The sequence below is a fragment of the Ochrobactrum teleogrylli genome (genome assembly GCF_037482325.1).
Lineage (GTDB): Bacteria > Pseudomonadota > Alphaproteobacteria > Rhizobiales > Rhizobiaceae > Brucella > Brucella teleogrylli.
In genome coordinates this window covers 2,218,352-2,243,844 of record NZ_JBBHKQ010000001.1, presented here as the reverse complement: position 1 = coordinate 2,243,844, position 25,493 = coordinate 2,218,352, and the positions used below count along the sequence as shown (strand labels likewise).

The following is a 25,493-nucleotide window of genomic DNA, read 5'->3' as shown; positions in this document are numbered from 1 at the left end:
AATCAGATCGAACGCATTTTATAAGAAGTATCCGTCTTTCGTTCCAACCTTCCCGCATATTGGAAAGAAAAGGAGCGTTTGGATGCCATTCCGAAAGGAGATTTCGTCAAGCGTACTCTCCAGTTCTCTCTTCATAAGCATATTGCTCGCCGCCCGCTTTCGTGATTTGGTCCATTACTTGTCAGAGTGGGCCAAGCTAAGCTGTTTAAGAACGAATTTGAGATGAAGCCGCCATCGCCATCACGTCTTTTCTTACCCGAGAGCGAGGAACTGCAAAGATTCCACGAAGACCGCGTGGCGATGCTGGAGACCATGACCGGGCCGGTAGTGGCGCTTCCGACGAAATATCCCGACGGCTATTTCGTACCGCTCCACAGCCATTCGCGTGCGCAGCTGTTGTGTGCTTCGCAGGGCGTCGTTCTGGTTACAACCAATGCCGGTCGCTGGATGATCCCCGGCGATCATGCCATGTGGATACCGGCTGGCATCGAGCATTCGGTCGAGATCGTTGGCGATGTCTATATGCGCTCGATCTATATCAGCACCGATGCCGTATCCGGCGTGCCCGACTATCTGCATGTCGTGGGGCTGACTGATCTGATGCGCTGCCTCATCATCGATGCGACCATGATCGACAGCATACCGGAAGCGGGCAGCCGCGACGCGCTGGTTATCGAACTGATCCTGCGTGATCTGCATACGCTGCCGCAAAGGTCGCTTGGACTGCCCATTCCGAACGACCCGCGCTTGCAAAAGCTCTGTCGCGACTTTGTCAAGAACCCGTCTTCGCGCGTCACAATCGATGACTGGGCGGACAGGCTTGCCATGAGCAGGCGCTCCTTTACCCGGCATTTCCAGCGTGAGACAGGGGTGAGCCTTTCGGTGTGGCGTCAGCAGGCCTGCCTCTTCGCCGCCGTTCCCCGGCTTTCGGAAGGGGAAGCCGTAACCAGCGTGGCGCTCGATCTCGGCTATGACAGTGTTTCGGCCTTTACGACAATGTTTCGCCGCATGCTGGGCGTATCCCCTCGTCATTACCAGCCGAAATCAGAGCTGGCGCCGACAGAATACCGCGATGCATGATCGATAGGATGATCTAATAAAAGCAATTGTTTCCGCTCGAGGAGAGCAGTATTAAGAGCCCATGTTGTTCCAACGCCGAAATCCGCTGACCCGACGCGAGCGCCTGAGACTTATGCTCTGGCCGCGTCGCTCCTTTTCCCGTTCTTTCAAGTACGGGGGCAAGAGGATTCTGCGCATCACCGCGTCGCCGCATGCGGTGGCGGCAGGATTGGCCGTGGGTGTCTTCTCGGCATTTACCCCGTTTTTCGGCTTTCATCTGATCATTGCGATTGTGCTTGCCTATTTTCTGGCAGGAAATATTGCAGCTGCCGCCATCGGCACCACGCTGGCCAATCCGCTGACTTTACCCTTCATCTGGGGCAGCACGTTCGAACTGGGCCGCTTCATCATGAATGGCAGTGTGGATGCAGCGCCGCCTGTGCATTTTGGCCGTGCTCTCGAAACGATGCATTTCGATGAAATCTGGACGCCGCTTCTGAAGCCGATGCTGTTCGGTTCGACAATTCTGGGCGCAGCCTGCGCCGTGCTTGTCTATTTTGTGACGCGCTATGCAGTCTCGGGGTTTCGCCGTCGTCGTCTGGAGCGACTGGCTGAAAAGCACAGGCTGCACGGCGAGCGGGGGCTGCAGCAAATATGATCGTCGGAATAGGCAGTGACCTTATCGATATCCGGCGTATCGAAAAAGCGCTTGAGCGGCACGGCGACCGCTTCCGCAATCGGGTTTATACCGAAATCGAACAGAAGAAATCGGATGGCCGCCAGCAGCGGGCTGCATCCTATGCCAAGCGCTTCGCCGCCAAGGAAGCCTGCGCCAAGGCACTCGGCACCGGCATTGCGCGCGGTGTGTTCTGGCGCGACATGGGGGTGGTGAACCTGCCTTCCGGCAAGCCCACAATGCATCTGACGGGTGGAGCCGCCACCCAGTTGCAGAAACTCCTGCCGCCGGGAACACGCGCTGCCATACATCTGACAATTACCGATGATTTTCCTCTCGCGCAGGCTTTCGTGATCATCGAGGCGTTGCCGGAATCGGCTTGAGCGGTTTTGGTAGGCCTACACGAAACTTGTTGGGATTGTGACAGGTAAACTCCTGCTCATAATCGTGCGAGAAAGCAGTGCGCGGATTGCCTCACGCAATCTTAGCGGTTATTAGATCGCGTTATCGCAAGCGGAGAGACAATGAGCGTGTCCAGCAAGAGTGAAACCAAGAAGTCCGGCGGCCTCGGCGAAACCATCAGCGTTATCGTGCAGGCGCTGCTGCTGGCGCTGGTGATCCGCACCATTCTTTTCCAGCCATTCAGCATTCCATCGGGCTCGATGCGCCCGACGCTTCTGGAAGGCGATTATCTGTTCGTGTCGAAATATGCCTATGGCTATTCGCGCTTTTCGCTGCCTTTTGGTCTCGACCTTTTTTCGGGACGTATCTGGAGCGCGGAACCGAAGCGCGGCGACGTGGTGGTTTTCAAGCTGCCGAGCGACACGTCCGTTGATTACATCAAGCGTGTGATCGGCCTGCCGGGTGACCGCGTGCAGATGCGCGGTGGTGTGCTTTATATCAACGACCAGCCGGTCAAGCGCGACCGCATCGGCACCATCGACAATCCCGATGTGACGGAAGAAAACCGTCCGGTCGAGGTCTATCGTGAGACGTTACCGGATGGCGTGACCTACGACACGCTTGATCTTGCACCCAATTCCATCGGCGACGATACCCGCGTCTTCGAAGTGCCAGCCGGTCATTATTTCATGATGGGCGACAATCGCGACAACTCCCTCGATAGCCGCTTCGGCGTCGGCTATGTGCCGTTCGAAAACCTCGTCGGTCGCGCCAATATTATTTTCTTCTCCATCGCGGACAAAGCCAGCCCGCTGGAAATCTGGAAATGGCCGACCGATGTGCGTTTCAGCCGTCTGTTCAGTTCTGTGAATGCTGCGCCCCACACGGCCGTCACCGGAAACTGAGATGGTTTCCGCAGGGCAGGCAGCATCCATTCTGGAAGAGCGCACAGGACACCGTTTTCTTAATTTGAAACGGCTGGAACGTGCGCTCACCCATTCAAGTGTACAGGCCCCATCGCGGGCGAATTATGAGCGGCTGGAATTTCTTGGCGACCGTGTGCTGGGGCTCGCTGTCGCAGAAATGCTGTTTGAGGCATTTCCCGAGGCTTCCGAAGGCGAATTGTCGGTGCGCCTCAATGCGCTCGTCAATGCCGAAACCTGTGCGGCGATTGCCGACGAAATCGGTCTCGCCAATTTCATTCACACCGGCTCCGATATCAAATCGCTGAACGACAAGCGCCTCATGAATGTGCGCGCCGATGTCGTGGAAGCGCTGATCGCGACGATCTATCTCGACGGCGGCCTTGAAGCCGCGCGCTCCTTCATTAAGCGTTATTGGAAGAAACGGTCGCTGGAGACCGGCGCAGGGCGCCGCGATGCCAAGACGGAATTGCAGGAATGGGCGCATCAGCAGGGCAATGTGCACCCGTCCTATTCGGTCCTGAGCCGCAGCGGCCCGGACCATGACCCGCTTTTCGTGGTCGAAGTTCAGGTGAAAGGCTTTGCGCCGGAAAACGGTGAGGGGCGCTCCAAGCGCATCGCCGAACAGAGTGCTGCAGAGGCTATGCTCTACCGCCAAGGCGTGTGGAAGCGCGACGAAACTATATGACGCAAGAACTCACGTTTTTTCAATCGAGATCGGTTATAATTGATCGATTGCGACAAATTTCGTTGTAATGACGACAGGTCGCACGGGAGGCGGGCGTGCCAAGGGGATCACGCTCTATAAAAATATCGTCTGGAAGGATGGACAATGAATAATCGGACGACACCGACAGAAAGCGAAACGGAAACCGGGCAGACCCGCTCGGGCTTTGTTGCGCTGATCGGGGCGCCAAATGCGGGGAAATCCACACTGGTCAACCAGCTTGTGGGCACGAAAGTATCGATTGTCACGCACAAGGTGCAGACAACACGCGCACTGGTGCGCGGCATCTTCATCGAGGGTCCGGCTCAGATCGTTTTGGTCGACACCCCCGGCATATTCCGCCCGAAGCGCAGGCTCGACCGCGCCATGGTCACCACCGCCTGGGGCGGTGCGAAGGATGCGGATATCATCCTGGTTCTGCTGGACGCGCAGGGCGGTCTCAATGAGAATGCCGAAGCGCTTTTGGAAAGCATGAAGAATGTGCGCCAGAAGAAGGTGCTGGTGCTGAACAAGGTGGACCGCGTCGATCCGCCGGTTCTGCTGACGCTGGCACAGAAGGCCAATGAACTGGTGACCTTCGACCAGACATTCATGATCTCGGCACTGAATGGCTCGGGCTGCAAGGATCTGGCGAAATATCTGGCTGAAAACGTGCCGAACGGCCCGTGGTATTATCCGGAAGACCAGATTTCCGACATGCCGATGCGCCAGCTCGCAGCCGAAATCACCCGCGAGAAGCTTTACCTGCGCCTGCATGAAGAACTTCCCTATGCCTCGACCGTGGAAACGGAACGCTGGGAAGAGCGCAAGGATGGCTCGGTTCGTATCGAGCAGGTCATCTATGTCGAGCGCGAAAGCCAGAAGAAGATCGTGCTTGGTCACAAGGGCGAGACGGTGAAGGCGATTGGCCAGTCGGCGCGCAAGGAAATCTCGGAAATTCTCGAACAGACGGTTCACCTGTTCCTGTTCGTGAAAGTGCGCGAAAACTGGGGCAATGATCCCGAGCGCTATCGCGAAATGGGACTTGATTTCCCAACCTGACAATCAAAACTGACCTCTATGGAATGGCATGATGAAGGCATAATTCTGGGCACACGTCGTCATGGTGAAACCAGCGCCATTGTCGAAGTGATGACCCGTGAACATGGCCGACATCTGGGCATGGTGCGCGGCGGGCGATCCCGCCGCATGCAGCCGCTGCTCCAGCCCGGCAACCATGTCGATATCGGCTGGTGGGCGCGGCTGGACGAGCATATGGGCAGTTTCACTATTGAGCCGCTGGGCTTTGCCGCAGCCCGGCTCATTGAAACGCCTGTCGCGCTTTATGGCATCCAGCTTGCAGCCTCGCATTTGCGGCTCTTGCCGGAACGCGACGCCCATCGCGGACTTTATGAAACGCTGCGGCTGATCATCGAGCATTTTGACGATCCGCTCGCATCCGGCGAATTGCTGCTGCGGTTTGAAGTCATGATGCTGGAAGAACTGGGCTTCGGCCTAGATCTCAAGGAATGCGCCGCCACGGGCCGCCGTGAAGAGCTGATCTATGTCTCGCCGAAATCCGGCCGTGCCGTTTGTCGCGAGGCTGGCGCGCCTTGGGCCGACAAGCTTCTGGCCTTGCCTGCTTTCGTCAATGATACGGCGGTGCGTGCGTCGTCTTATGAAGACATCGACCATGCGTTCAAGATGACGGGCTATTTTTTCTTGCGCCATGTCTGGGAGCCACGCGCGCAGACGCCGCCCGATTCTCGTGGCGGCTTTTTGAACGCGCTTAAACGCGGACAGGCAGGTTGAAAACCTCGCCTTCAAACGCTTCTGCACCACGACCGATCAATTTGATCGCAGCAGCCATCCGACCATTACGTCCCAGAATCTCATCTGCAATCTCGATCAGGCGGATATTCGGCGTGGCGGAAGGCGACCGCTTCCGCAATTCGTTTGCCAGCCCTGCTTCGTCGCTTTGCGGATTGAGCGCTAGGGCCGCGATATAGGCGGCTGCGGTTGAACGGGAAATGCCCGCATAGCAATGGATGAGCAGCGGCGCGTTTTTGGGCCATGCGCGCACAAAGCCGAGCAAGGCTTGCACGTGGCTCGTGTCTGGCGCGACCATGCCTTCGCGCGGTTCGGTAATGTCGTTGAATGTCAGCACCAGACGCCGCATAGCATCGCTTTCCGGCAATGCAGGAACTTCCCCGCTAGTCAGCGTTACGACATGGCTTGGCCGGTGATGCTCAAGCTGTAGAGCCAGTTGGGAGAGGGGGCTGACGGCGATCAGCGTCATGAGCCGCTCTTGCGCTTTTCTTCCAGCAAGGCGAAGCGCGCCAGAAAATCATTCTGCACGTTTTGCGTCGGGCGTGGGGTCAGGTCCAGATTGGCTGGATTGAAGCCGCGCGGGCGACCGAAATATTTGATGGCTTCCCCTTCGCTGAAACCGGCCAGTCGCGTGGCTTCGAAAAACGCGGCAATCTGATCGGCGCGTTTTACCAGCGGTTTCAGCTTTGCGGACAATGTTGCAGGCAGGGAAAAGCGGTGGTGAATGGCGGTTTGCAGACGTGTTTCAATCAGCTTGTAATTGCCCCCCATCACCGCCTTGAACGGCGAGATCATGTCGCCGATGACATATTCCGGCGCGTCATGTAGCAACGTCAGGATTTGCCATTCGACGCTTGCATCGGGCACGAGGCGATTGAATATCTTTTCCACCAGCAGGGAGTGCTGGGCAACGGAAAACGCATGCTCGCCGATGGTCTGTCCATTCCAGCGCGCCACACGGGCGAGGCCATGCGCAATGTCTTCGATTTCCACATCGAGCGGCGAGGGGTCGAGCAGGTCCAGCCTGCGGCCCGACAACATGCGTTGCCAGGCGCGCGCTTTGCCGGATGATTGATCCGCCGCCGCCATCAGGCGTTGCCTGCTTCGATTTCCGGGAAGCCGAACCGAACATGAGGCGGGAGGCTCAGTTCTAGCGGTGTTTCGCCAGCGAGCAGGGGCGTGCCTGCATCCATTGCGTTCTTGACGCGGTCGATGCGCACAAGCGCAATGCCGACGCCATTTGCAGAACTGCCGAGATTGCCGACTTCACGTCCGTCTGCCGTAATAGGTGTGCCGAGCGGCGGCAGATTGCCTTCCGACTTGGCGACCAGAACCCGGCGTCGCGGCGTGCCGCGATGCTGCATACGCGAGACGACTTCCTGTCCGATGAAGCATCCCTTCGGGAAGGTGACGCCGCCGATCTGGTCGAAATTAACGTCATGCGGAAACACATCGCTATAGGCAAAATCGGCTTCGCCTTCTGCGATACCATATTCGGCGCGCAGCTTCGTCCAAGCCGATGCGTCGGCATTTTCACCGGCCTGACCATAGGTGCGAAGCACGTTCAACTCAGCCGGAAAGCGGGAATCGCGTTTTGTTGAATCATCTTGTGAAGGAGAGGAATCAGTTTGCCAGGAAACGCTGACAAGTGGTTCCGGCAATTGTGTAATTTCCGCTTTGGCGCGCAGGCGATAGAATGTCATGCGCTTGCAGAAATCAGCTGCAATGCTTGCGGGCATCTCGAAGCGCAGGCCGTTTTCAATACGCGAGACAAGGAAATCGAACAGGATTTTCCCCTGCGGCGTCAGCAGCGCACCGGGTTTGGCTTCGTCTGAGCCGAGCTTGTCGAGATTGGTCGTGATTACGGCCTGCAAAAACTTTTCCGCGTCTTCGCCGGTGATGTGGACCAGTGCTCTGTTGGAAAGATTGATCGTTTCGGCTGCCGTTCTCATCGCTTCTTCCTTGCGTTTCGCGCCTTCGTTACGTAATCCCCATTGGAAAGGCTCGCAAGTCCCATCAGCAGCGTAGGAGAGCACAATGGCCGAGACGTTCGACACGATTCTGAAAGGCGCAACCCTCGTCAATCATGACGGCACCGGGCAGCGCGATATCGGTATTCGCAACGGGCGTATTGCCGCTATAGGCTCTCTGGGGCAGGCGTCGGCAGGCGAAGTGATCGACTGCACCGGCCTGCATATCCTGCCGGGCGTCGTGGACAGCCAGGTTCATTTCCGCGAGCCGGGTCTGGAGCATAAGGAAGATCTCGAAACCGGTTCCCGCGCTGCCGTGCTGGGCGGGGTTACGGCTGTCTTTGAAATGCCGAACACCAAGCCGCTGACCACGACCGTCGAAACGCTGGAAGACAAGATCCGTCGCGGACGCCACCACATGCATTGCGATTTCGCCTTTTGGGTCGGCGGCACACGCGACAATGCGAAGGACGTTGCCGAACTGGAGCGCCTTCCGGGCGCCGCAGGCATCAAGGTGTTCATGGGTTCCTCGACCGGCGATCTGCTGGTTGAAGACGATGACGGCGTTCGCTCCATCCTGAAAAATACGCGCCGCCGCGCTGCCTTCCATTCGGAAGACGAATTCCGCCTCAAGCAGCGCGAAGGTCTGCGCGTGCAGGGCGATCCGTCCAGCCATCCGGTCTGGCGCGATGAAATTGCTGCGCTGCAATGCACGGAACGTCTGGTGCGCATTGCGCATGAAACCGGCGCACGCATTCATGTGCTGCATATCTCCACGGCTGAGGAAATCGACTTTCTGCAAGCGCATAAGGATGTTGCGACCTGCGAAGCAACCCCGCATCACCTGACGCTTTCCGCCGATGAATACAAGACACTGGGCAATCTCATCCAGATGAACCCGCCGGTGCGCGACAAACGCCACCGCGACGGCATCTGGAAGGGTATCGATCAGGGTATCGTCGATGTGCTGGGCTCCGACCATGCCCCGCATACGCTGGAAGAAAAACAGAAGCCTTATCCGGCCTCGCCATCCGGCATGACCGGCGTGCAGACGCTGGTGCCAATCATGCTCGACCATGTGAATGCGGGCAAACTCTCGCTGGAACGCTTTGTTGATCTGTCGAGCCACGGCCCGAACCGTATTTTCGGCATGTCGCGCAAGGGCCGCATCGCTGTCGGCTATGATGCTGATCTGACCATTGTGGACATGAAGCGCCGCGAAACCATCACGCATGAACAAGCAGGCTCAAAAGCTGGCTGGACGCCTTACCACGGCAAGACCGTCACCGGCTGGCCGGTCGGGACAATCGTACGCGGCATCAAGGTGATGTGGGATGCGGAAATCGTGAACCCGCATCAGGGCGAGCCGGTCGAATTTATCGAAGCTCTGCCGCGCGGATAATGGGTTTTCACGCCGTTCGAACGAATGGCGTGATTTGTCCCATCTTTGTCCGGCATCTATCTTTCGCTCCAGTCTATACGGCGTAAATTCTCTCCTATATTCAAACTGTAGGAGAACAAAAATGTCCGCTCAAGATACCGTTCTGCTTGTCGTCGATGCGCAGGAATCCTTCCGGCACCAGCCTTATTATCGTGAGGCCGATGTGGCCGCCTATGTCGAGCGCCAGCAAAAGCTGATTGATGGCGCAAAGCAGGCGGGTATTCCGGTTGTGCAGATTTTCCACACGGAAGAGAGCGGCAACTTTGCCGAAGCATCGGGCCATGTCCGCACGCTCGCGCCGCTCTGCTTCACGCCGGATGCGGTGTTCCGTAAGCGTCGTCACAGTGCGCTGGTCGGCACCGGTCTCGATGTATGGCTGGTAGCAAACGGTATTCGCCGGGTGATGGTTTCCGGCATTCGCACGGAACAGTGCTGCGAAACCACCACACGTCAGGCGTCCGATCTGGGCTATACGGTCGATTTCGTCGGCGAGGCGACGCTGACCTTCCCGATGACTGACGCAACGGGCCGTGAATGGAGCGCTGCCGAGATTCGCGCGCGCACGGAACTCGTGCTGGCCAATCGCTTCGCCCGCATCGCCACGGTGGAAGAAGCGCTGGCTGGCCAGCAGGAACGGAAGGCCGCATGACCCAACCGACAGACGGCAAGCAAATCATCCCCGTCTATGTCATCGTTCCGCCACGTCTGCTTTTGCTGGACGTGGCAGGACCGCTGGAAGTGTTGCGCAAGGCGAATCTCGATCAGGACAAGGTCGAATTTGCGGTGCATTATGTCGGGCCGCTCGGCACGGTTCACAGTTCCATCGGTATGGCAGTAACTGGCGTCGAACCGTTGCCGGATAGCGTGCCGCAGGGTTCGCTGGTGATCGTGTCCGGTTCCACGGATATGCCGCTTGGCGGGTCGGTTGCCAGCCGCGATGAAGACGCCGTCTTTGAGAATGAAATTATCGGCTGGCTGAAGCGTGTCGTCTGCCCCGGTGTCCGGCTGGTCACGATCTGCTCCGGCGCCTTGCTGGCAGCGCGCGCAGGCCTGCTCGACGGCTATGTCTGCACGACGCACCATATGGCCATCGCAGAACTGGAAAAGTCAGCACCCACCGCAAAAGTGCTGCAAAACCGGCTTTTCGTGGAAGATGGCGAACGGCTGACCAGTGCTGGTATTACCGCCGGGATCGACCTGATGCTGCAAGTCGTCGCCGATTTGACCAGCCACGCAGTCGCCTTGTCGGTGGCGCGCTATCTGGTTGTTTACCTCCGGCGCAGCGGCGGCGATCCGCAGCTTTCGCCCTGGCTTGAAGGGCGCAATCACATGAACCCCGTCGTGCACCGTGCGCAGGACGCCATCGCAGCGGACCCCGCCGGAGCATGGCCCGTCGAAAAGCTTGCCGATGTGAGTGGCGCGAGCCCGCGCAATCTTTCGCGGCTGTTCAATGAACATGCTGGCATGAGCGTGACGGATTATGTCAACCGGCTGAAAGTTGGTCTGGCCCGCGAAATGCTGCTTAATTCAGGTCTCGATATCGAGAATGTGGCCGAAAAATCTGGCTTCGCGTCGGCGCGGCAGTTTCGCCGTGCCTGGCAGCGCATCTATAACCAGTCGCCAAGCCGCGCGCGTGGGCCAGTGGGGTAATTATTCCCCGGCGGTGAAAAAGCGCCAGCTTCCATCGGGCGCAATGCCGATGCTGTAGAAAATATAGCCGCCTGCCTTTTTCATGTCTTCGAAATCGCTGGCGGTGACGATCTGGAAAAGCTCGACGGTCTGCGACGGTGTCAGCCTGTCAAGCGGCATGGCGTAGAAATAGGGCCAGACATAAACCTCATCATCCGTTCCGGCATTCACATGCACATAACCTGTGCCAAGCAGGTCGGCGATGATGGCGAGGATTTCGCGGCCTTCCGCATCTCCAGCCAGCGATTTCAGAAATTCGATGACGTCTTCTTCGTGGTCTTCCAGCGAAAACTGTGTGCTGTTGTGGGCTTCGCCCAACAGCGGGCGCAACAGCTCGATATCGCCGGATTGTGCGGCGGCGAGCATTTTCTCGCGCATTTGCCGGACAGGCTGCGGCAGTTTGTCGAAATCGCGCAACACTTCCGGCATCGGTTTAACAACCGGTTGGGCAGGGCTGGCGGGCACGTTCTGCGGTGTTGCAGAGGGCACCCGATGCGGCAGCGCATTGGGAAGCGGTATCGGCGACGAAGCCGGATGTTCGTCCGGTGCGGTGCGATAGGCTGGCAGTGTCAGGAATTCAGAACGATCCACAAACGCCAATTGATCCGCTGCCGCTAAGGCGGGCAGTGAGACGAGCATCATGCTCGCGACGAGCGCGAGCGGTCGGACGGAATTCCAGATTGCAGGATGCATCGGCGTTGTCGGAGGACGACTGGTGGGAACGGCCGGTTCTTGCCCCTCGACCGGCGACGTTATGGCTTAGCTATTGCAGGATGCGTGCTGGCAGGAATGCTCCCGCTTCGATCTGTTCGCGCATCTTTTCAATCAGTTCCAGCGCGCAGTCGTCGCCAGCCTCACGGATGAGTTCCGTCAGCGCGGTCGTGAACGCAGCTTCTGCAAGGATTTCAGGCTCAATGCCTTCGGAAATACCGTCCGCCCAGGCTTCGTTCTGATATTCGATTGCCACGAGTTTCTTCTCGCGTGCGATCATCTCGTCCAGATCGGTCGGTGCATGTTCCATAGACTTCATCCTGGCTTTCGCCTTTCTGCCGTTTTGCGGATGTCTCACCGTGTTCCGGGAGCGCAATCCATTTGCGGCCTGCCTGCCTTCTTAAGACAGTGTTAACAGATTATACCGGATTTGAACGAGACTATTCTCCGCAATCCGCATAAGAGTGTATGATTGGTTAATTTCCATAGCGCGAGATGATCTCGTTCGACAAGCCTTCGCCTTCCTTCATATAGCGGTCTATCGCCGCAAGCGCGGAAGGGGTGCAGCTGGTATAATTGTCGCTGAAGACGCGATATCCGTGGTTGAAGCTCGAAACGATCCTCACCCTTTCGCCCTCCGACGGCTTCTCGGCGGCGATGATCGCGTCCATGCGGTCGCGCCATTCGCTGCCAGCTTCTCCGCACAGGTTACGCAGATAGTGCAGCGAGCCCAGAACCTCGGCAAGCCGCAACATCTTGCCCTCATAGGGCGCATCCTGCGCAAAAGCCGGACCGGCTGCGCCTGCCCACATCAGCAATGCGAACCGGAACAGTTTCATGCCTTTCAATCGGAAACCCTCTCACATGAAATGCACTTGTTGCGTGAAATAGGGGCTGCTTCAAGGCAGATTGTCAAACAGGATGAAACGAGGCCGATCAATATCCCAAGCCATCTTCGCTTTCCGCAACGGAGCGGGCGACGTCGAGCGTGCTGTCAGTCACGCGGGCATGGGCCATTTCTTCCAACGTTAGCCAATGGATCGCGGCAGCGTCATCGCCGGCCTGTTCGCGCCCTGAAATATCCAGCGCACGAAAGACCGACAGGAAATAGCTTTTCTCATAGGCCTTGCCTTCCTGCGCCAGATCGACGGTGATGACGTGGGAAAGCGCGCTGACATCGAGCGCAGTTTCTTCCTTCAACTCGCGAATGGCGGCCTGTTCCGGCGTCTCGCCCGCTTCGATGCTTCCTCCTGGAAAAGCCAGCCAGCCTTTCCATGGCTCCTTGCCGCGTTCGACCAGCAGAAAGCGGCCGTTGCGACGACAGATCAGCGAAACGCCATGAATATGAAGCGGAACGGGAATGACGGGGATCGTGGGCATGGAATAGCTATGATCGGCTTGCGGCGTTTTGGCAATCGCAAACCGGTCTTGACCACCAGCACAAAAACCTGAACATGGCCACCATGTGCGGACGCTTTTCATTGACGGCAAGTCGGGAAGAACTCGAGATCTTTCTGGCTGCCATGATCTCAGAGGAATTTCCTCCTCGCTATAATATCGCCCCGACCCAGCCGATCCTGACCATAGTGGCGGGCGAAACGCCGTCTCTTTCCAGTTTTGTCGGCAACATGCCTCCGGTAGGCAGTAACCGCCCGGATCGGGTGGGCACGCTGGTGCGCTGGGGTTTTGTGCCATCATGGGTGAAAGACCCGAATGACTGGTCGTTGGTATTCAATATCCGCTCGGAAACAGCTGCCGAAAAGAACTCGTTTCGCGCCGCGCTGAATCACCGTCGCGCGCTTGTTCCGGCTTCCGGCTTTTATGAATGGCGTCGCGAGGGGAAGAACAAGGCGCAAGCCTATTGGGTACGCCCACGCAATGGCGGCATGGTCGCCTTCGGTGCACTGATCGAAACCTGGAGCGGTGCCGACGGGTCGCAGATCGATACGGGCGGCATTTTGACGACAAGCGCCAATGCACTCCTGCGTCCTATCCATGAACGCATGCCGGTGGTGGTGCAGCCCGAAGATTTTGCACGCTGGCTCGACTGCAAGCGCTACTTGCCGCGCGAAGTGGCGGACATCATGCGCCCGGTGCAGGAGGATTTTTTCGAGGTTATACCCGTCTCGGACAAGGTCAACAAGGTGAGCAACGCCACGCCGGATCTGCAGATGCGTATCGAAGAAACGATGGAAGCGCAGAAAACACCGCAAAAGCGCAAGGCCAAAGCGGAACCCGAAGACAGTTCCGGCGGTCAGCTTTCGATGTTCTGACCGCTTTGCGCGACTTAATAGTGGTCGGTACTGCTTACTTGGCGAATTTTTTGGTGGCCAGTATAGAATGACGACGATTGTCGTTACGGCCTGCGCTGCTGCGCTTTGCTGCCGTCATCAAGGCGGCGACGAGCGCGGCGGGGCCAATTTCACGATACTTGTCGACCAGACGGTCCTGACGCGGTTGCAGTTCACTCTTAGACATTTTTACTTCCTTTCCCCGAAGCGTTCGGTCCCGAATGCTTCTAAAACCAACCGAACTTCGGTTACGCCTAAGTAATTTACACTCACTATTTTGTGATGGATTGAGACCGAATGAAGGCTGTTTGGGGCCGGTTTTGGGGTAATCCGGTTAACGCCCGTCAAGAATTATCGGGGTTGCAGAAATGCAACATTTTGGCAGATGTCCGCGTCTCGCAAGTTTTTCGAAGCGCAATCAAGTTTTTTATCAAACCCGGTATAGGAGGGGCGTCTCTGCGTTTCCTCTGATCTGTAAGCATGCCCAGGTTTTTGAACTTTATTTCGATCGCTGTTTTGGATGCCCCAAAATGAGTTGATAAAATAGACAGTAACTCTTCGTACACCATAAAATTGCAAGGCTGATCGTCAACGAATATGTATCCATGCCCGCGATCTTTTATGTCGAGAATGTGCCGATAATATCCAGTCACGTTTTTGAAAACTTCATCGGGAAGAATTAGATTTGCTGAAAAAATATTGGCCTGAAATTCTAGTCGTTCGTAATTGAAGGTGACTTCTTTTTCGCTATTTATCAGCAGGTCTTTTTCGACGATCGTTTCTGAACTCAGATACATTTCATGGTTTAGGCAGAAATGGCCGATCTCATGACCGATCGTGAACCGTTCTCGATTTTTATTTTCGTGGGCGTTAATAAGAATTAATCTACGTCGAAAGTTTGCAGATCCGAGAGTAACAATTCCATTTTCATCTTGAATTTTCTGGTTTGTGAATTGCAAGTCTATCGATAGACAGGAGCAAACTTTCTCTAGATCAACGGGGCCACTCTTGTAGTTGATTCGTTTTAGCACTTCCGCAGCGGATTTTTTTATGTGTTCGTTGGGAATATAACGAGCAGATACCAAGTCGTGGTCTTTTTTAGATTCGGTTGAGATGTTGGGGTCCAGACTACACAAAAAACGGCCAAGATTTCCGAAAAATCTTCCGTCGTGATAAGCAGAAAATTTAAGGGACTTGGTAGGCGGAGCACTCGAGAAAATCTGGGCTTCAATGAATCTATTTTCAACGAAGATACGTCCCGTGCGATCAGCAATTATATCCAGCCCAGTTTCATCATATTTTACAATGCCCATCTTGTTGTTTAAAGCAACTTTTTCTGCGCCCGATTGTAAGCGTGAGGATATTACTAGGACGCCCTTCACTGCATTCGGGAATATTCGACCTATTTTCGAGGAAAAATCATTTACGTATGTTTCCGGTATATTCCCATTATAGTTCTTACACTCAAATATGACGTGCAGATGGGGTGAGTGTCTGCCTTTTCGATATACCTCCAGGACGATGTCAAATTCAACGTCATCCTCACGTTGCTTGCAATAATATTTCTTCTTTCTAAAGATTTTACAGTTTTCCGGCGGGTAAATGTCAAAAAGCAATTCTCCGCGATTTTGCTGATCTATAAGGTATCGGTAAAATGCATCTTCAAGTTTATCGCCCTTAAGGGTGGAGTTCACGATTTTTCCTTGAGTTTAGAAAGCAATGGCAGAATGACATGTGCTATTTTATATCCAAATAGTTGTTATTAAAAGTGGAAGATACCCCAGAACTTATGCGAGGAGCTTAGATTTTACGAACGCGAAATAGGGCCCGCGCATACGCCCTTAAAAGCCGCAATAGTGGCTCTGTGCTTTCTGGCAAAATAATCCCCCCCAAGCAAAAGCGCTTGACTGTCGTTCGCCGGACAGGGATAAGTGCTGCCATGAAAACGCCGACCACGAACATTTGTATTTGTGCGATCATTATTGGCTAGCAGCCTGCTGGCCCGGCCGTTTTCGTCTCCCTTCCATAAAACAGGATGATAACGCCCCGGCCAGATGGCTGCGATCCGTTGTGCATTGAATTCACTTGGATTTGCTGGTTTTTTTGGGGAATGGTTCCATGGCTGATGCGCCGCAATTGCGTCTTTACAATACGCTGACCCGCACGAAGGAGGATTTTTCCCCCATCGATGCCGACAATGTGCGCATGTATGTCTGCGGACCCACCGTTTATGATTTTGCCCATATCGGCAATGCGCGCCCGGTCATCGTCTTCGACATTCTTTTCCGGCTTTTACGTCAGGTTTACGGTGCCGAACACGTTACCTATGCGCGCAACATCACCGACGTTGACGACAAGATCAATGCGCGCGCCGCACGCGATTATCCGAAGCTGCCTTTCAACGAGGCCATCCGGCGTGTGACGGAAAGCACCAATGCGCAGTTTCAGGCCGATGTGACGGCGCTCGGCAATCTGGCGCCGAGTGTTCAGCCGCGCGCGACCGAGCATATGGACGAAATGCGCGCGATGATTGACCGTCTGGTCGCCATCGGCGTCGCTTATGTGGCCGAAGATCACGTGTTGTTTTCGCCCTCCGCCATGAACGAGCGCGTCAAGACGTTCGGCGGACCACGCTATGGCGCGCTGGCCCGCCGCTCGCTCGACGAAATGCTGGCGGGTGCGCGTGTGGATGTTGCCTCCTACAAGCGCGACGAGATGGATTTCGTGCTGTGGAAGCCTTCAAAGGAAGGCGAACCGGGCTGGCCATCGCCCGCAGGTATCGAGACGCTCGGCCGTCCGGGCTGGCATATCGAATGCTCGGCCATGTCGATGGCCAAACTTCTGGAGCCGTTCGGCGGGGGACTGAAATGCGACGATCCGGACAAGAACCGCTTTGATATTCATGGCGGCGGCATCGATCTGGTCTTCCCGCACCACGAGAACGAAATCGCGCAGTCCTGCTGCGCATTCGGCACCGAGCGGATGGCCAATATCTGGATGCATAACGGCTTCCTGCAGGTCGAAGGGCAGAAAATGTCGAAATCGCTCGGCAATTTCATCACCATTCGTGACGTGCTGAATGGCGGCCTGCCGCAACTGGGTGCGTGGGACGACAACGCAATCCGTGATCGCTGGGTCGGTCTGGCTGCGCGCCTGTCGATGCTGCAAACCCATTATCGCGAGCCGATCAACTGGACGGCACAGCGTCTGGCTGAATCAGCCGACGAACTGCGCCGCTGGTATGGTCTGCTGCGTGATGTAAAGTTTGTGGCGCTAGAGAAGCTCACCGCAATCGGTGAAGTGACGGAAGCCCTGTCCGACGATCTGAACAGCTGGGTCGCGATCACCGCATTGCGCAAGGCGTTCAAGAACAAGGATATTGCGACATTGGGCGAGGGCATGGCGCTGATGGGCCTGCTCGATCCTTACTTCGTGACGGCGGAGGATGTGCCGGTGTTCGCCAAGGCGAATGTCGATACGGATGCCATTGAGGCGCGCATTGCGGAACGCCTGCGCTTCATCAAGGAGAAGAACTTCGCGGAAGCTGATCGCATCCGCGATGCGCTTCTTGCGGAAGGCGTGCAGCTCAAGGATGGCAAGGATCCTGCCACGGGCGAGCGCATGACGACGTGGGATGTGGTAGGCTGACAGCGTTTTTGATTGGGGAGGACAACATGACACTCGATAACAAGCCGATTTATACCGGCGGCTGCCAATGCGGCGCGGTGCGTTTCCGCGTCGACGGCGCTTTGGGTTCGGCCTCCATCTGTCATTGCCGCATGTGCCAGAAGGCTTTCGGCAATTTCTATGCGCCGCTGGTTTCCGTCGATCAGGCAAAACTGGAATGGACGCGCAACGAGCCGAAGCGTTTTCGCTCTTCCAATCATGTGCAACGCGGGTTCTGCCCGGAATGCGGAACCCCGCTCACCTATGAAGCGCCGGATGGCATCGCGATCGCCATCGGTGCGTTCGATGCGCCGGAGGAAGTGGAGCCGACCGTGCAATGGGGCATCGAAAAGCAGCTTCCTTATGTGAGTGGACTTGCAAACCTTCCCGGCTATGCAACCGAACGCGATCCGGAGAGCATCGAATTTGTCAGGACGATGATTTCCTATCAGCATCCGGACTACGACACAGATAATTGGCCGCAACCGTAACGTTGAACCAATAGAGACCCACCGACAGGCAGGCATTTATGGCACGCGAACGCATCTACATCTACGACACGACCTTGCGCGACGGGCAGCAAACCCCCGGCATTGATTTTTCTGTCGAGGACAAGAAGTCGATTGTCGCGCTGCTTGAGGAACTGGGCGTCGATTATGTCGAGGGCGGCTATCCGGGCGCCAATCCGACCGATACGGCTTTTTTCAAGCGCCGTCAGACGTCGCGGTCGAAATTTACCGCCTTCGGCATGACCAAACGTGCTGGTGTTTCCGCGTCGAACGATCCGGGACTGTCGAGCCTACTGCAGGCTTCCGCCGATGCTGTTTGTTTCGTTGCCAAAAGCTGGGACTATCATGTGCGGCTGGCGCTTGGCTGCACCAATGAGGAAAATCTGGAATCGATCACGGCATCGGTGACGGCTGCGCGTATGGCGGGCCGTGAGGCGCTGGTCGATTGCGAGCACTTCTTTGACGGCTACAAGGCTAATCCGGACTATGCGCTGGAATGCGCCAGGGCGGCTTATACGGCGGGCGCACGCTGGGTTGTGCTCTGCGACACCAATGGCGGTACGCAGCCGCATGAAATTGCCGAAATCGTCAATGCGGTGAAGGCCGTGGTGCCCGGTGAAAGCCTCGGCATCCACGCCCATAATGACACGGAACAGGCCGTTGCCGTTTCGCTTGCCGCCATCGATGCCGGTGTGCGGCATGTGCAAGGCACGCTGAACGGTATTGGCGAGCGCTGCGGCAATGCCAATCTGGTTTCGCTGATCCCGACGCTGCTGCTCAAGCCATACTGGTCGGAGCGGTTTGAACTCGGCATCAAACCGGCTTCGCTGAAGGCGATCACCCGTATTTCGCGTGCGTTTGACGATATTTTGAACCGTCCGCCGACCGAGCAGGCGCCTTATACCGGCACATCAGCTTTCGCGACGAAAGCGGGCATCCATGCTTCGGCCTTGCTCAAGGAACCGCAGACCTACGAACATGTTCCCCCGGAAACGGTTGGCAACAGCCGTCGCGTCATGGTTTCGGATCAGGGCGGCAAGTCGAATTTCATCGCCGAGCTGGAGCGTCGCGGCATCCGCGTTGCGAAAGACGATGTCCGCCTCGACACGCTGATCACTCTGGTCAAGGAGCGCGAGGCGGAAGGCTATGCCTATGAGGGCGCGGATGCAAGTTTCGAACTTCTGGCGCGCAATATGCTCAATCCGCAGCCAGAATTCTTCAAGGTCGAGTCGTTCCGTTGTCTCGTCGAGCGCCGTTTCGATGCCAATGGCATGCTGAAGACCGTGTCGGAAGCGGTGGTCAAGGTGGAGGTCGATGGCGAAGTGCGCATGTCTGTCGCCGAAGGCCACGGCCCGGTCAATGCACTCGACATTGCACTGCGCAAAGATCTCGGTCGCTATCAGGCGGAAATCGAAGATCTCGAACTCGTGGACTTCAAGGTGCGTATCCTAAATGGCGGTACGGCGGCGATCACGCGCGTCCTGATCGAGTCGGGCGACGCCACAGGCGCGCGCTGGCGCACGGTTGGCGTTTCGGACAATATCATCGATGCCTCATTTCAGGCGCTGATGGATTCCGTGAATTTCAAGCTTATGAAAAACCGCGCCATGGCCGGGCTTGCTGCGGCGGAATAAACGCCATCATTCACCAGGATTGATGCTTCAATCAGTTTAATTGAATGGATTTTATGTATTGAGAAGCGCATAGCAGTGGCTGAACAAGTCATCTGCTATGCGATTTATTCAAAAGCGGATTTGCTTTCGAGTGGAGAGAGACAATGACCGATGAGACCCTGTCCGATACCCGTCTTTCGGATGGGGCCAGAGGTTTTCTCATGGCGTTCGGCGCCTATGCGCTTTGGGGCGCATTGCCGTTTTATCTGAAAATGGTAGCCCATATTCCGGCTATGGAAGTGGTGTCTCACCGCGTCATCTGGTCGGTGCCGGTTGCTTTGCTGCTGCTGGTCGCGCTTGGGCAATTCAAGGATATTCTCAACGCTGTTCGCCAGCCGCGTATGCTTGCAATGGCGGCGCTGACCGCAGCGCTTATCACCGCAAACTGGACCATTTATGTCTGGGCGGTCGCGCATGACCAGGTCATGGGCGCAGCACTTGGTTATTACATCAATCCACTGTTCAATGTGGTGCTGGGCGGCCTGTTTCTCGGTGAACGGTTGAGCAAGGTGCAATATGTGGCTGTCGGCCTTGCCGCGGCAGCTGTCCTGCTGCTCACGTTCAATGCTGGCGGCTTGCCTTGGGTGTCGCTCGCTTTGCCGGTGTCCTTCGGTCTCTATGGCTTCTTCCGGAAATCACTGCCGATGCAGCCGTTGCAGGGCTTCACGCTTGAAGTGCTGATCCTGTGTATTCCGGCGCTCGCCTATGTGGCATGGCTCGGCTCGACTGGTCAGGACCATTTCTTCGCCGGTCCGGTTTCGAATGTCGGTCTCCTGCTGCTTGCCGGTCCGTTCACCGCCATCCCGCTTATTCTTTATGCGGGCGGTGCAAAACTTCTGCGCTACACCACGCTTGGGCTGATGCAGTATATGACGCCCACCATGTTGTTTTTCTTCGCGATTTTCATCTTCCACGAGCCGTTTTCGACCGTGCAGCTTGGCGCTTTCGTGCTGATCTGGGCGGGGCTTGCGCTCTACTCTTGGTCGACACTGTCCCAGCACCGTCGCAACCGCGCGCGGGACTGACCAGCAATCATAAATAATTTGTGATTTACCTCCGGTGGATAACCTCCACCGGAGGTCTTAATTTGGCCGCTCTATCAGCATCAGTTCCGCCGATATTTGCAGAGAACCTAGAGTATTGTCGGTATGGCCCCGAGGGCAGGATACTTCCATCGCAAGCTTGCAGTTGCGACGGTGAACCCATTGGGGTCCGCCTTTGCACCTGCTGGCACAAATATGAAGGCGGAACCGTTATCACATCGTAGCCTTGGGCCGGTGCGCTGGGTTCGCTTTTCCTTGCATACGCATATGCGCTTCTGTCTGGCGCTGGCCTCCGTGACGGTCATTGCCGGTGGCGCGATGATACTCGCGACCGGCGGGCTTGTGCGCCATGGTCGTGCCGCACAGCCAGCTTTTGCCAGCCCGACAAGCTTGGTTCGCCGGCATCGCGCCGCAGCCAAAGATGCGCGGCTCGTGCCCGCCGTGAATAATGATTTAAGCCATCGCGTGTCGCGCCGCATCGATATTGAGGAAGGCGTCGAGGATGGCGATGCGCGGCTTTATACCTATCAGCATGTGGTGCTGGATGTGAAAGGCCGCGACGCCAGGCGGCCCGCCATTGACGATACGATGGATGGAACAACAATAGCGGCCAAGTGTTGCGAACCGGCGCAACCGCTGTCCGAATTGGAGCGTGGCGTTCCTGTCAATGTCAGCCTTGCCAAGCCCGCCGCCCATGAGAAGGCGGATGTGCATGAAATCATCGTTGCGCCGCAATCGCGGGAACGAATAGAGGCGCTTTTGCAGGCCGCGGGGATCGCCGCCGAAGACAGTCAGAGATTGGAAGAAGCGCTGGCCCGCACCGAATTGCTTCCGGGCGACAATCTGGAACTGCTGGTCGACAAGAAAGACGGCAGCGATGCCGCCGCCCATGTTTCGCTGGCCCGCTTCAACCACGGCAATGCCAACAAGGCCGTTTATGGTCGGGCAGATGACGGTGTCTTTCATTCGACCGGTAATGAGCGGCTTTTTGCGCGTTTGTCCCGCGATGCCATGCTGAGCGCCTATCATCCATCGGCTCCGGCGGGAAACAGCAATGGCTCGATAGAAACAAGGCTGGTTCAGGCGGGCGCTCCACGAGAAATCGTGCGCGAAGTCGAGAAGCTTGCGGAACAGAACGGTGTCGTGCTGGAGAAGGGCATCAATGCGCCGGATCTGATCGACCTTCTTTTCAGGAAAAGCGCAGAAACCGACCCGGAACTGGTATTTGTGGAATTCACCACCAACGGTAAAAGCAAGCGCCTCTACCGTCACGAAGGCAAGGGCGGCGCCACGGATTACTTCAACGAGGATGGCTCCTCGATGACCAAATATCTGATGCACAAACCTTTGCCGAACGGGCGACTGAATGATGGTTTCGGCTGGCGTATCCACCCGGTTCTGCACGTCCGCAAGCATCATAACGGTGTCGATTACGACGCACCGATAGGTTCGCCGATCGTGGCTGCGGGCGACGGCGTCGTGGAACTGATTTCATACCAGAAGGGTTATGGCAAATATGTGCGTATCCGCCATCAGGGCGGTTACAGCACCACCTATGCGCATCTTTCATCGGCCAAGGAAGGACTGCGCGTCGGCCAGCATGTCAAGCAGGGCGAAGTCATCGCCTATGTCGGCTCGACCGGCTATTCCACGGGTCCGCATCTTTATTATGAGCTGAAAGTCGGCGATCAATATGTCGACCCGCTGACCGCGCGCCTCAATGCTGGTGAAAAGCTCTCCGGTTCGTCGTTGTCGAGTTTCCGCGAGGAAATCGATCACGTCGGTCAGATCGTCGATGAAATGACGCTGCCGATTCTGAAAGACGGCTCAGACGCCAAGGACAAGACCGAACCGCATGACCGACCGGCCAATGGTCAAAAGGCGGGCCGGGTGGCTGGCGGCCACCATTAAATCACGTCATGGGCGATAGGCATTCGCCAGAGCGACGAATTCTTCGACGCTCAGCGTTTCGGCGCGGCGGGTGCCGTCAATGCCGGTCTTTTCCAGAAGGGCCGCACCGCCGATGGGTTTCAGGCTCTGGCGCAGCATCTTGCGCCTTTGTCCGAAAGCGGCCTGCGTCACCTGACCGAGTGCCGCCGCATTGCAGGGCAGCGGATTTTCGAGCGGAACGATGTGCACCACGGACGACATGACTTTCGGCGGCGGTGTAAAGGCCTGCGGTGGCACGTCGAACGCGATCCTGGATTTTGTCCGCCAGCCTGCCAGCACGCCGAGGCGTCCATAATGATCGCTGTCGGGTGTTGCCACAATGCGTTCTGCCACTTCGCGCTGGAACATCAGCGTCATGGAGGAATAGAACGGCGGCCACGGCTCGACCAGAAGCCAGTTCAAAAGCAGCTGCGTGCCGACATTATAGGGCAGATTGGCCACGATGCGCGGCTTGGGGCCATCGGGAAACAGTGTCTTGAAATCCTGCTCTAGCGCATCGCCGGAGATGATCCGCAAGCGGCCCGGATAATGGGCCTCTATTTCCGCCAGCGCCTCAAGGCAGCGTTCGTCGCGCTCGATTGCCGTCACGTAGGCGCCCTGCGCCAGAAGGGCGCGGGTCAACCCGCCGGGGCCGGGGCCAACCTCGATAACTGGCTGGTCCTTCAGATCGCCCGCCTGACGGGCGATCTTGGAAGTCAGATTGAGATCGAACAGAAAATTCTGCCCGAGCGACTTCTTCGGCATCAGGTCATCCCGTTCGATGACTTCGCGAAGGGGGGGCAGATTGTCGATGCTCATGCCTTGGAACCTGTTGTATTTTTTGCCAGCTCATGCGCAAGCCGGATCGCTGCCACCAGACTGTCTGGTCGCGCTAAGCCCTGACCTGCAATGTCGAACGCTGTGCCATGATCCGGCGAGGTGCGAATAAAGGGCAGGCCGAGCGTCACATTGACGGTTTCGTCAAAGGCGAGCGCCTTGGCCGGTATCAGGGCCTGATCGTGATACATGCAGATGGCTGCATCATATGCCGCACGCGCTTGAGGGTGGAACATCGTATCGGCGGGCAGGGGACCGCGCACGTCGATGCCCTCCAGTTGCAATTGTTCCACTGCGGGGCGAATGATCGCGTCGTCTTCCTTGCCCATGGCGCCGCCTTCGCCCGCATGCGGGTTGAGGCCGGAAAGCGCCAGACGCGGCTTGGCAATCCCGAACCGCTCGCGCAGTTCATGCGCCGTGATGCGCGACACTTCGAGAATATTCTCGGTCGTGAGCTGGCGCGGCACTTCCACAAGCGGGATGTGAATGGTCACGGGGACGGCGCGCAATTGCGGCCCGGCGAGCATCATCACCGGCGTGATTGTCGTGCCAGCGTGATGGCTTGCAAGCTCTGCCAGAAATTCGGTGTGCCCCGGATGCTGGAATCCGGCTTCATAAAGCGGCTTCTTGGCAATCGGGCAGGTGACGACGGCGGACGTCTCGCCAGCGAGCGTAAGCGCGACAGCGCGCTCAATCGCTTCAACTGTGCCTGCGGCATTGTCAGTCAGTGGTTTACCAGCGCTTTCGCTGTGCTTGTTCACGAGCGGCAAGACGGGCAAAGCGCGTGCAAAAACCTCGCGCGATGCGGCAGCGTCTGCGACCGCTTCGATCTGGACGTCGAGATTGAGAAGCCGCGCGCGTGCTTCAAGCTGTGCAGGATCGGCCAGCAGCACAAAAGGGGGCAGGGACAATTCATCCCGTCTGAGCCAGACGGCCAGCGCGATATCCGGGCCGACACCGGATGGGTCGCCGATAGTAACCGCGAGCGGGAGGACAGACTGTGCGCACATAATTTTGATTCCAAAAATAAAAGCTGGCAACCGGAAAATACCGTGCCAGCTCATATCATTGCCTTATCCTGAACGACAGCTGTGCTGTCGCCGGAATGTTAGCGATTAACGATGGTGGCTTTCTTGCGCAGCTCATCCAGATATTTGGTGGCAAGCGCGTCCGCCTTCTTTTCCTGACCTTCTGGCGTGTCCGCTCCCTCCATGGAGAAAACGAGCTGTGCGACGCGGTCATCGGAAAGCTGGCGCGTGGCGCAGACGGCGAGGAATTCGACGCCCTTTTCCGTGTCATGCGGCGGTGTCGTGCGGCCCACGCCAGCGGCCTTCACATCCTTCGACCATTCACCCGGCAGCTGCTGTTCGATAATGCGCCCAAGATCGCGGACAGTCACATCGATAATGCCTTTTGCCTGCTGGCGCGTCGCGTCGCAGCTCTGGAAGCGCGAACGAAGCGCATTGGCTTCCTGACGGCGCTTGGCGAGAAGGGCGGGCGACCGCTTAGAGGTCGGTACGACGAAGATGACCTGCTGCAGATGATATTCGGTCGCAACAGGCTTCTTGCCGCCGTCCTTCAGCATGCGCTGAACGGCATCCTGTTCGCTAACCATGCCTGTGGCACGAAAACGAGCGCTGACAAGGCGTCCCCAGCCCATCTGGACCATGATGTATTTCTTGAAATGGTCCGGCGTAACACCAGCCTGATTGAGCACTTGATTCAACTGCGCAAGCGTCATCTTGTTGCGGGAGGCAAAGCCTGCATAGGCCTGATCGACTTCCTGATCGGAAACGTTGATGCCGCGGCTCTTCATCTCGATGCGCTTCAGCATTTCGTCGGTCAGTTCCTGACGCGCGAGCTGGGCAGTGTTGCCACCCTTGCGCTGCAGCTTCAAAAAAGCTGCCCGGCGCTGAATATCTCCATTGGTGATCGCATTGCCGGAAACGACAACCTTGACCTCAGCTTCCCCAGCGGCAAAAGCCGAGGTGGGAAGTGCAACCGTGCCGAGCGCCGTCAGACAGACAGCCGCGCTTAACAGGGAGGCGAAAAGAGGTCTTGCAAACATCATCTTGTTTCCCGATTTCCTTACGGTCGGTGAACGGAACCCTTCACCGGATGTGCTCATTCGGTTCCGG

General features: G+C 57.0%; 28 protein-coding genes. 16 read left to right on the top strand and 12 right to left on the bottom strand.

What is annotated here, in order from left to right; all coding sequences use genetic code 11:
* The first annotated feature begins 222 nt into the window (after window positions 1-222).
* From WIX40_RS10565 to recO, 7 genes are all read left to right on the top strand, one after another.
* Window positions 223-1,080: an AraC family transcriptional regulator gene (locus WIX40_RS10565; protein ID WP_109368647.1), complete on the top strand. Its 858-nt coding sequence runs from the start codon at window positions 223-225 to the stop codon at window positions 1,078-1,080.
* Between the two features lie 61 nt (window positions 1,081-1,141).
* Window positions 1,142-1,717, top strand: coding sequence for a type IV secretion system effector BspA (bspA, locus tag WIX40_RS10560; RefSeq protein ID WP_124915588.1), 576 nt, complete (start codon window positions 1,142-1,144; stop codon window positions 1,715-1,717).
* The gene (gene acpS / locus WIX40_RS10555) at window positions 1,714-2,118 is read left to right on the top strand and encodes a holo-ACP synthase (RefSeq protein ID WP_109368649.1); all 405 of its coding nucleotides are present in this window, start codon (window positions 1,714-1,716) and stop codon (window positions 2,116-2,118) included. The genes bspA and acpS overlap by 4 nt, the downstream gene beginning before the upstream one ends.
* A 141-nt stretch (window positions 2,119-2,259) precedes the next feature.
* Window positions 2,260-3,042, top strand: a complete 783-nt coding sequence (gene lepB / locus WIX40_RS10550; RefSeq protein ID WP_121535580.1) for a signal peptidase I — start codon at window positions 2,260-2,262, stop codon at window positions 3,040-3,042.
* A gap of 1 nt (window position 3,043) precedes the next feature.
* The gene (gene rnc, locus WIX40_RS10545; RefSeq protein ID WP_121535583.1) at window positions 3,044-3,748 is read left to right on the top strand and encodes a ribonuclease III; all 705 of its coding nucleotides are present in this window, start codon (window positions 3,044-3,046) and stop codon (window positions 3,746-3,748) included.
* A 144-nt stretch (window positions 3,749-3,892) separates the two neighbouring features.
* Window positions 3,893-4,828: a GTPase Era gene (gene era / locus WIX40_RS10540; RefSeq protein WP_078340714.1), complete on the top strand. Its 936-nt coding sequence runs from the start codon at window positions 3,893-3,895 to the stop codon at window positions 4,826-4,828.
* A gap of 18 nt (window positions 4,829-4,846) precedes the next feature.
* Window positions 4,847-5,578 carry a DNA repair protein RecO gene (recO, locus tag WIX40_RS10535; RefSeq protein ID WP_078340715.1) on the top strand — a complete coding sequence of 244 codons (732 nt, stop codon included), beginning with the start codon at window positions 4,847-4,849 and terminating at the stop codon, window positions 5,576-5,578.
* Here recO and WIX40_RS10530 read toward each other — a convergent pair.
* From WIX40_RS10530 to ygfZ, 3 genes are read right to left on the bottom strand one after another with little or no spacing between them, the layout of a single operon-like run.
* Window positions 5,556-6,065 carry a tyrosine phosphatase family protein gene (locus WIX40_RS10530; protein WP_109368652.1) on the bottom strand — a complete coding sequence of 170 codons (510 nt, stop codon included), beginning with the start codon at window positions 6,063-6,065 and terminating at the stop codon, window positions 5,556-5,558. The genes recO and WIX40_RS10530 overlap by 23 nt on opposite strands.
* Window positions 6,062-6,685 (bottom strand): YfbR-like 5'-deoxynucleotidase, encoded by a 624-nt coding sequence (locus WIX40_RS10525; protein ID WP_339439864.1) that lies wholly within the window; start codon window positions 6,683-6,685, stop codon window positions 6,062-6,064. Before WIX40_RS10525 ends, WIX40_RS10530 begins: the two co-directional genes overlap by 4 nt.
* On the bottom strand, window positions 6,685-7,635 hold the full coding sequence (gene ygfZ / locus WIX40_RS10520; RefSeq protein WP_339440987.1) for a CAF17-like 4Fe-4S cluster assembly/insertion protein YgfZ: 951 nt from the start codon (window positions 7,633-7,635) through the stop codon (window positions 6,685-6,687). The genes WIX40_RS10525 and ygfZ overlap by 1 nt, the downstream gene beginning before the upstream one ends.
* Between ygfZ and WIX40_RS10515 the strand changes: the two genes are divergently transcribed.
* The 3 genes from WIX40_RS10515 (at window position 7,634) to WIX40_RS10505 (ending at window position 10,657) form a co-directional block, all read left to right on the top strand.
* Window positions 7,634-8,968, top strand: a complete 1,335-nt coding sequence (locus WIX40_RS10515; RefSeq protein WP_339439863.1) for a dihydroorotase — start codon at window positions 7,634-7,636, stop codon at window positions 8,966-8,968. The two genes, ygfZ and WIX40_RS10515, sit on opposite strands and share 2 nt — an antisense overlap.
* Before the next feature lie 121 nt (window positions 8,969-9,089).
* The gene (locus tag WIX40_RS10510) at window positions 9,090-9,656 is read left to right on the top strand and encodes an isochorismatase family protein (RefSeq protein WP_339439862.1); all 567 of its coding nucleotides are present in this window, start codon (window positions 9,090-9,092) and stop codon (window positions 9,654-9,656) included.
* Window positions 9,653-10,657, top strand: coding sequence for a GlxA family transcriptional regulator (locus tag WIX40_RS10505; protein WP_339439861.1), 1,005 nt, complete (start codon window positions 9,653-9,655; stop codon window positions 10,655-10,657). Before WIX40_RS10510 ends, WIX40_RS10505 begins: the two co-directional genes overlap by 4 nt.
* On the opposite strand, the gene WIX40_RS10500 is transcribed toward WIX40_RS10505, so the two are convergent.
* From WIX40_RS10500 to WIX40_RS10485, 4 genes are all read right to left on the bottom strand, one after another.
* Window positions 10,658-11,389: a hypothetical protein gene (locus WIX40_RS10500; RefSeq protein ID WP_339439860.1), complete on the bottom strand. Its 732-nt coding sequence runs from the start codon at window positions 11,387-11,389 to the stop codon at window positions 10,658-10,660.
* A 70-nt stretch (window positions 11,390-11,459) separates the two neighbouring features.
* Window positions 11,460-11,717 (bottom strand): hypothetical protein, encoded by a 258-nt coding sequence (locus tag WIX40_RS10495; RefSeq protein ID WP_171318934.1) that lies wholly within the window; start codon window positions 11,715-11,717, stop codon window positions 11,460-11,462.
* Between the two features lie 166 nt (window positions 11,718-11,883).
* A complete protein-coding gene (locus WIX40_RS10490; protein ID WP_109368659.1) occupies window positions 11,884-12,246 on the bottom strand; it encodes a TIGR02301 family protein in 363 nt (120 codons plus the stop codon).
* A 97-nt stretch (window positions 12,247-12,343) separates the two neighbouring features.
* Window positions 12,344-12,787 (bottom strand): NUDIX hydrolase, encoded by a 444-nt coding sequence (locus tag WIX40_RS10485; protein ID WP_339439859.1) that lies wholly within the window; start codon window positions 12,785-12,787, stop codon window positions 12,344-12,346.
* Window positions 12,788-12,870: 83 nt separating this feature from the next.
* Here WIX40_RS10485 and WIX40_RS10480 point away from each other — a divergent pair, with 83 nt between their 5' ends.
* A complete protein-coding gene (locus tag WIX40_RS10480) occupies window positions 12,871-13,680 on the top strand; it encodes an SOS response-associated peptidase (protein ID WP_339440986.1) in 810 nt (269 codons plus the stop codon).
* 34 nt (window positions 13,681-13,714) lie between these two features.
* Here WIX40_RS10480 and WIX40_RS10475 read toward each other — a convergent pair whose 3' ends face one another.
* Together WIX40_RS10475 and WIX40_RS10470 are read right to left on the bottom strand one after the other, a co-directional pair.
* Window positions 13,715-13,885 carry a hydrolase gene (locus WIX40_RS10475; protein WP_109370198.1) on the bottom strand — a complete coding sequence of 57 codons (171 nt, stop codon included), beginning with the start codon at window positions 13,883-13,885 and terminating at the stop codon, window positions 13,715-13,717.
* Between the two features lie 157 nt (window positions 13,886-14,042).
* The gene (locus WIX40_RS10470) at window positions 14,043-15,392 is read right to left on the bottom strand and encodes an ImmA/IrrE family metallo-endopeptidase (protein ID WP_339439858.1); all 1,350 of its coding nucleotides are present in this window, start codon (window positions 15,390-15,392) and stop codon (window positions 14,043-14,045) included.
* A 424-nt stretch (window positions 15,393-15,816) separates the two neighbouring features.
* Here WIX40_RS10470 and cysS point away from each other — a divergent pair, with 424 nt between their 5' ends.
* The 5 genes from cysS to WIX40_RS10445 all read left to right on the top strand — a co-directional run bounded on the left by cysS (window position 15,817) and on the right by WIX40_RS10445 (window position 22,500).
* Entirely contained in the window at window positions 15,817-17,346 is a 1,530-nt protein-coding gene (gene cysS, locus WIX40_RS10465) for a cysteine--tRNA ligase (protein WP_339439857.1), read from the top strand.
* Window positions 17,347-17,372: 26 nt separating this feature from the next.
* Complete coding sequence (locus WIX40_RS10460) at window positions 17,373-17,855, top strand: GFA family protein (RefSeq protein ID WP_339439856.1); 483 nt, start codon at window positions 17,373-17,375, stop codon at window positions 17,853-17,855.
* A 38-nt stretch (window positions 17,856-17,893) separates the two neighbouring features.
* Window positions 17,894-19,507, top strand: a complete 1,614-nt coding sequence (cimA, locus tag WIX40_RS10455; RefSeq protein ID WP_109368663.1) for a citramalate synthase — start codon at window positions 17,894-17,896, stop codon at window positions 19,505-19,507.
* 143 nt (window positions 19,508-19,650) lie between these two features.
* Window positions 19,651-20,571 carry an EamA family transporter RarD gene (gene rarD / locus WIX40_RS10450; RefSeq protein ID WP_109368664.1) on the top strand — a complete coding sequence of 307 codons (921 nt, stop codon included), beginning with the start codon at window positions 19,651-19,653 and terminating at the stop codon, window positions 20,569-20,571.
* Window positions 20,572-20,694: 123 nt separating this feature from the next.
* Window positions 20,695-22,500: a M23 family metallopeptidase gene (locus WIX40_RS10445; protein WP_339439855.1), complete on the top strand. Its 1,806-nt coding sequence runs from the start codon at window positions 20,695-20,697 to the stop codon at window positions 22,498-22,500.
* Between the two features lie 6 nt (window positions 22,501-22,506).
* On the opposite strand, the gene rsmA is transcribed toward WIX40_RS10445, so the two are convergent.
* The 3 genes from rsmA to WIX40_RS10430 form a co-directional block, all read right to left on the bottom strand.
* Window positions 22,507-23,337: a 16S rRNA (adenine(1518)-N(6)/adenine(1519)-N(6))-dimethyltransferase RsmA gene (gene rsmA / locus WIX40_RS10440; RefSeq protein WP_339439854.1), complete on the bottom strand. Its 831-nt coding sequence runs from the start codon at window positions 23,335-23,337 to the stop codon at window positions 22,507-22,509.
* Entirely contained in the window at window positions 23,334-24,365 is a 1,032-nt protein-coding gene (gene pdxA, locus WIX40_RS10435; RefSeq protein WP_339439853.1) for a 4-hydroxythreonine-4-phosphate dehydrogenase PdxA, read from the bottom strand. Before pdxA ends, rsmA begins: the two co-directional genes overlap by 4 nt.
* 98 nt (window positions 24,366-24,463) lie before the next feature.
* The gene (locus tag WIX40_RS10430; protein ID WP_124915598.1) at window positions 24,464-25,426 is read right to left on the bottom strand and encodes a SurA N-terminal domain-containing protein; all 963 of its coding nucleotides are present in this window, start codon (window positions 25,424-25,426) and stop codon (window positions 24,464-24,466) included.
* Window positions 25,427-25,493 lie beyond the last annotated feature (67 nt).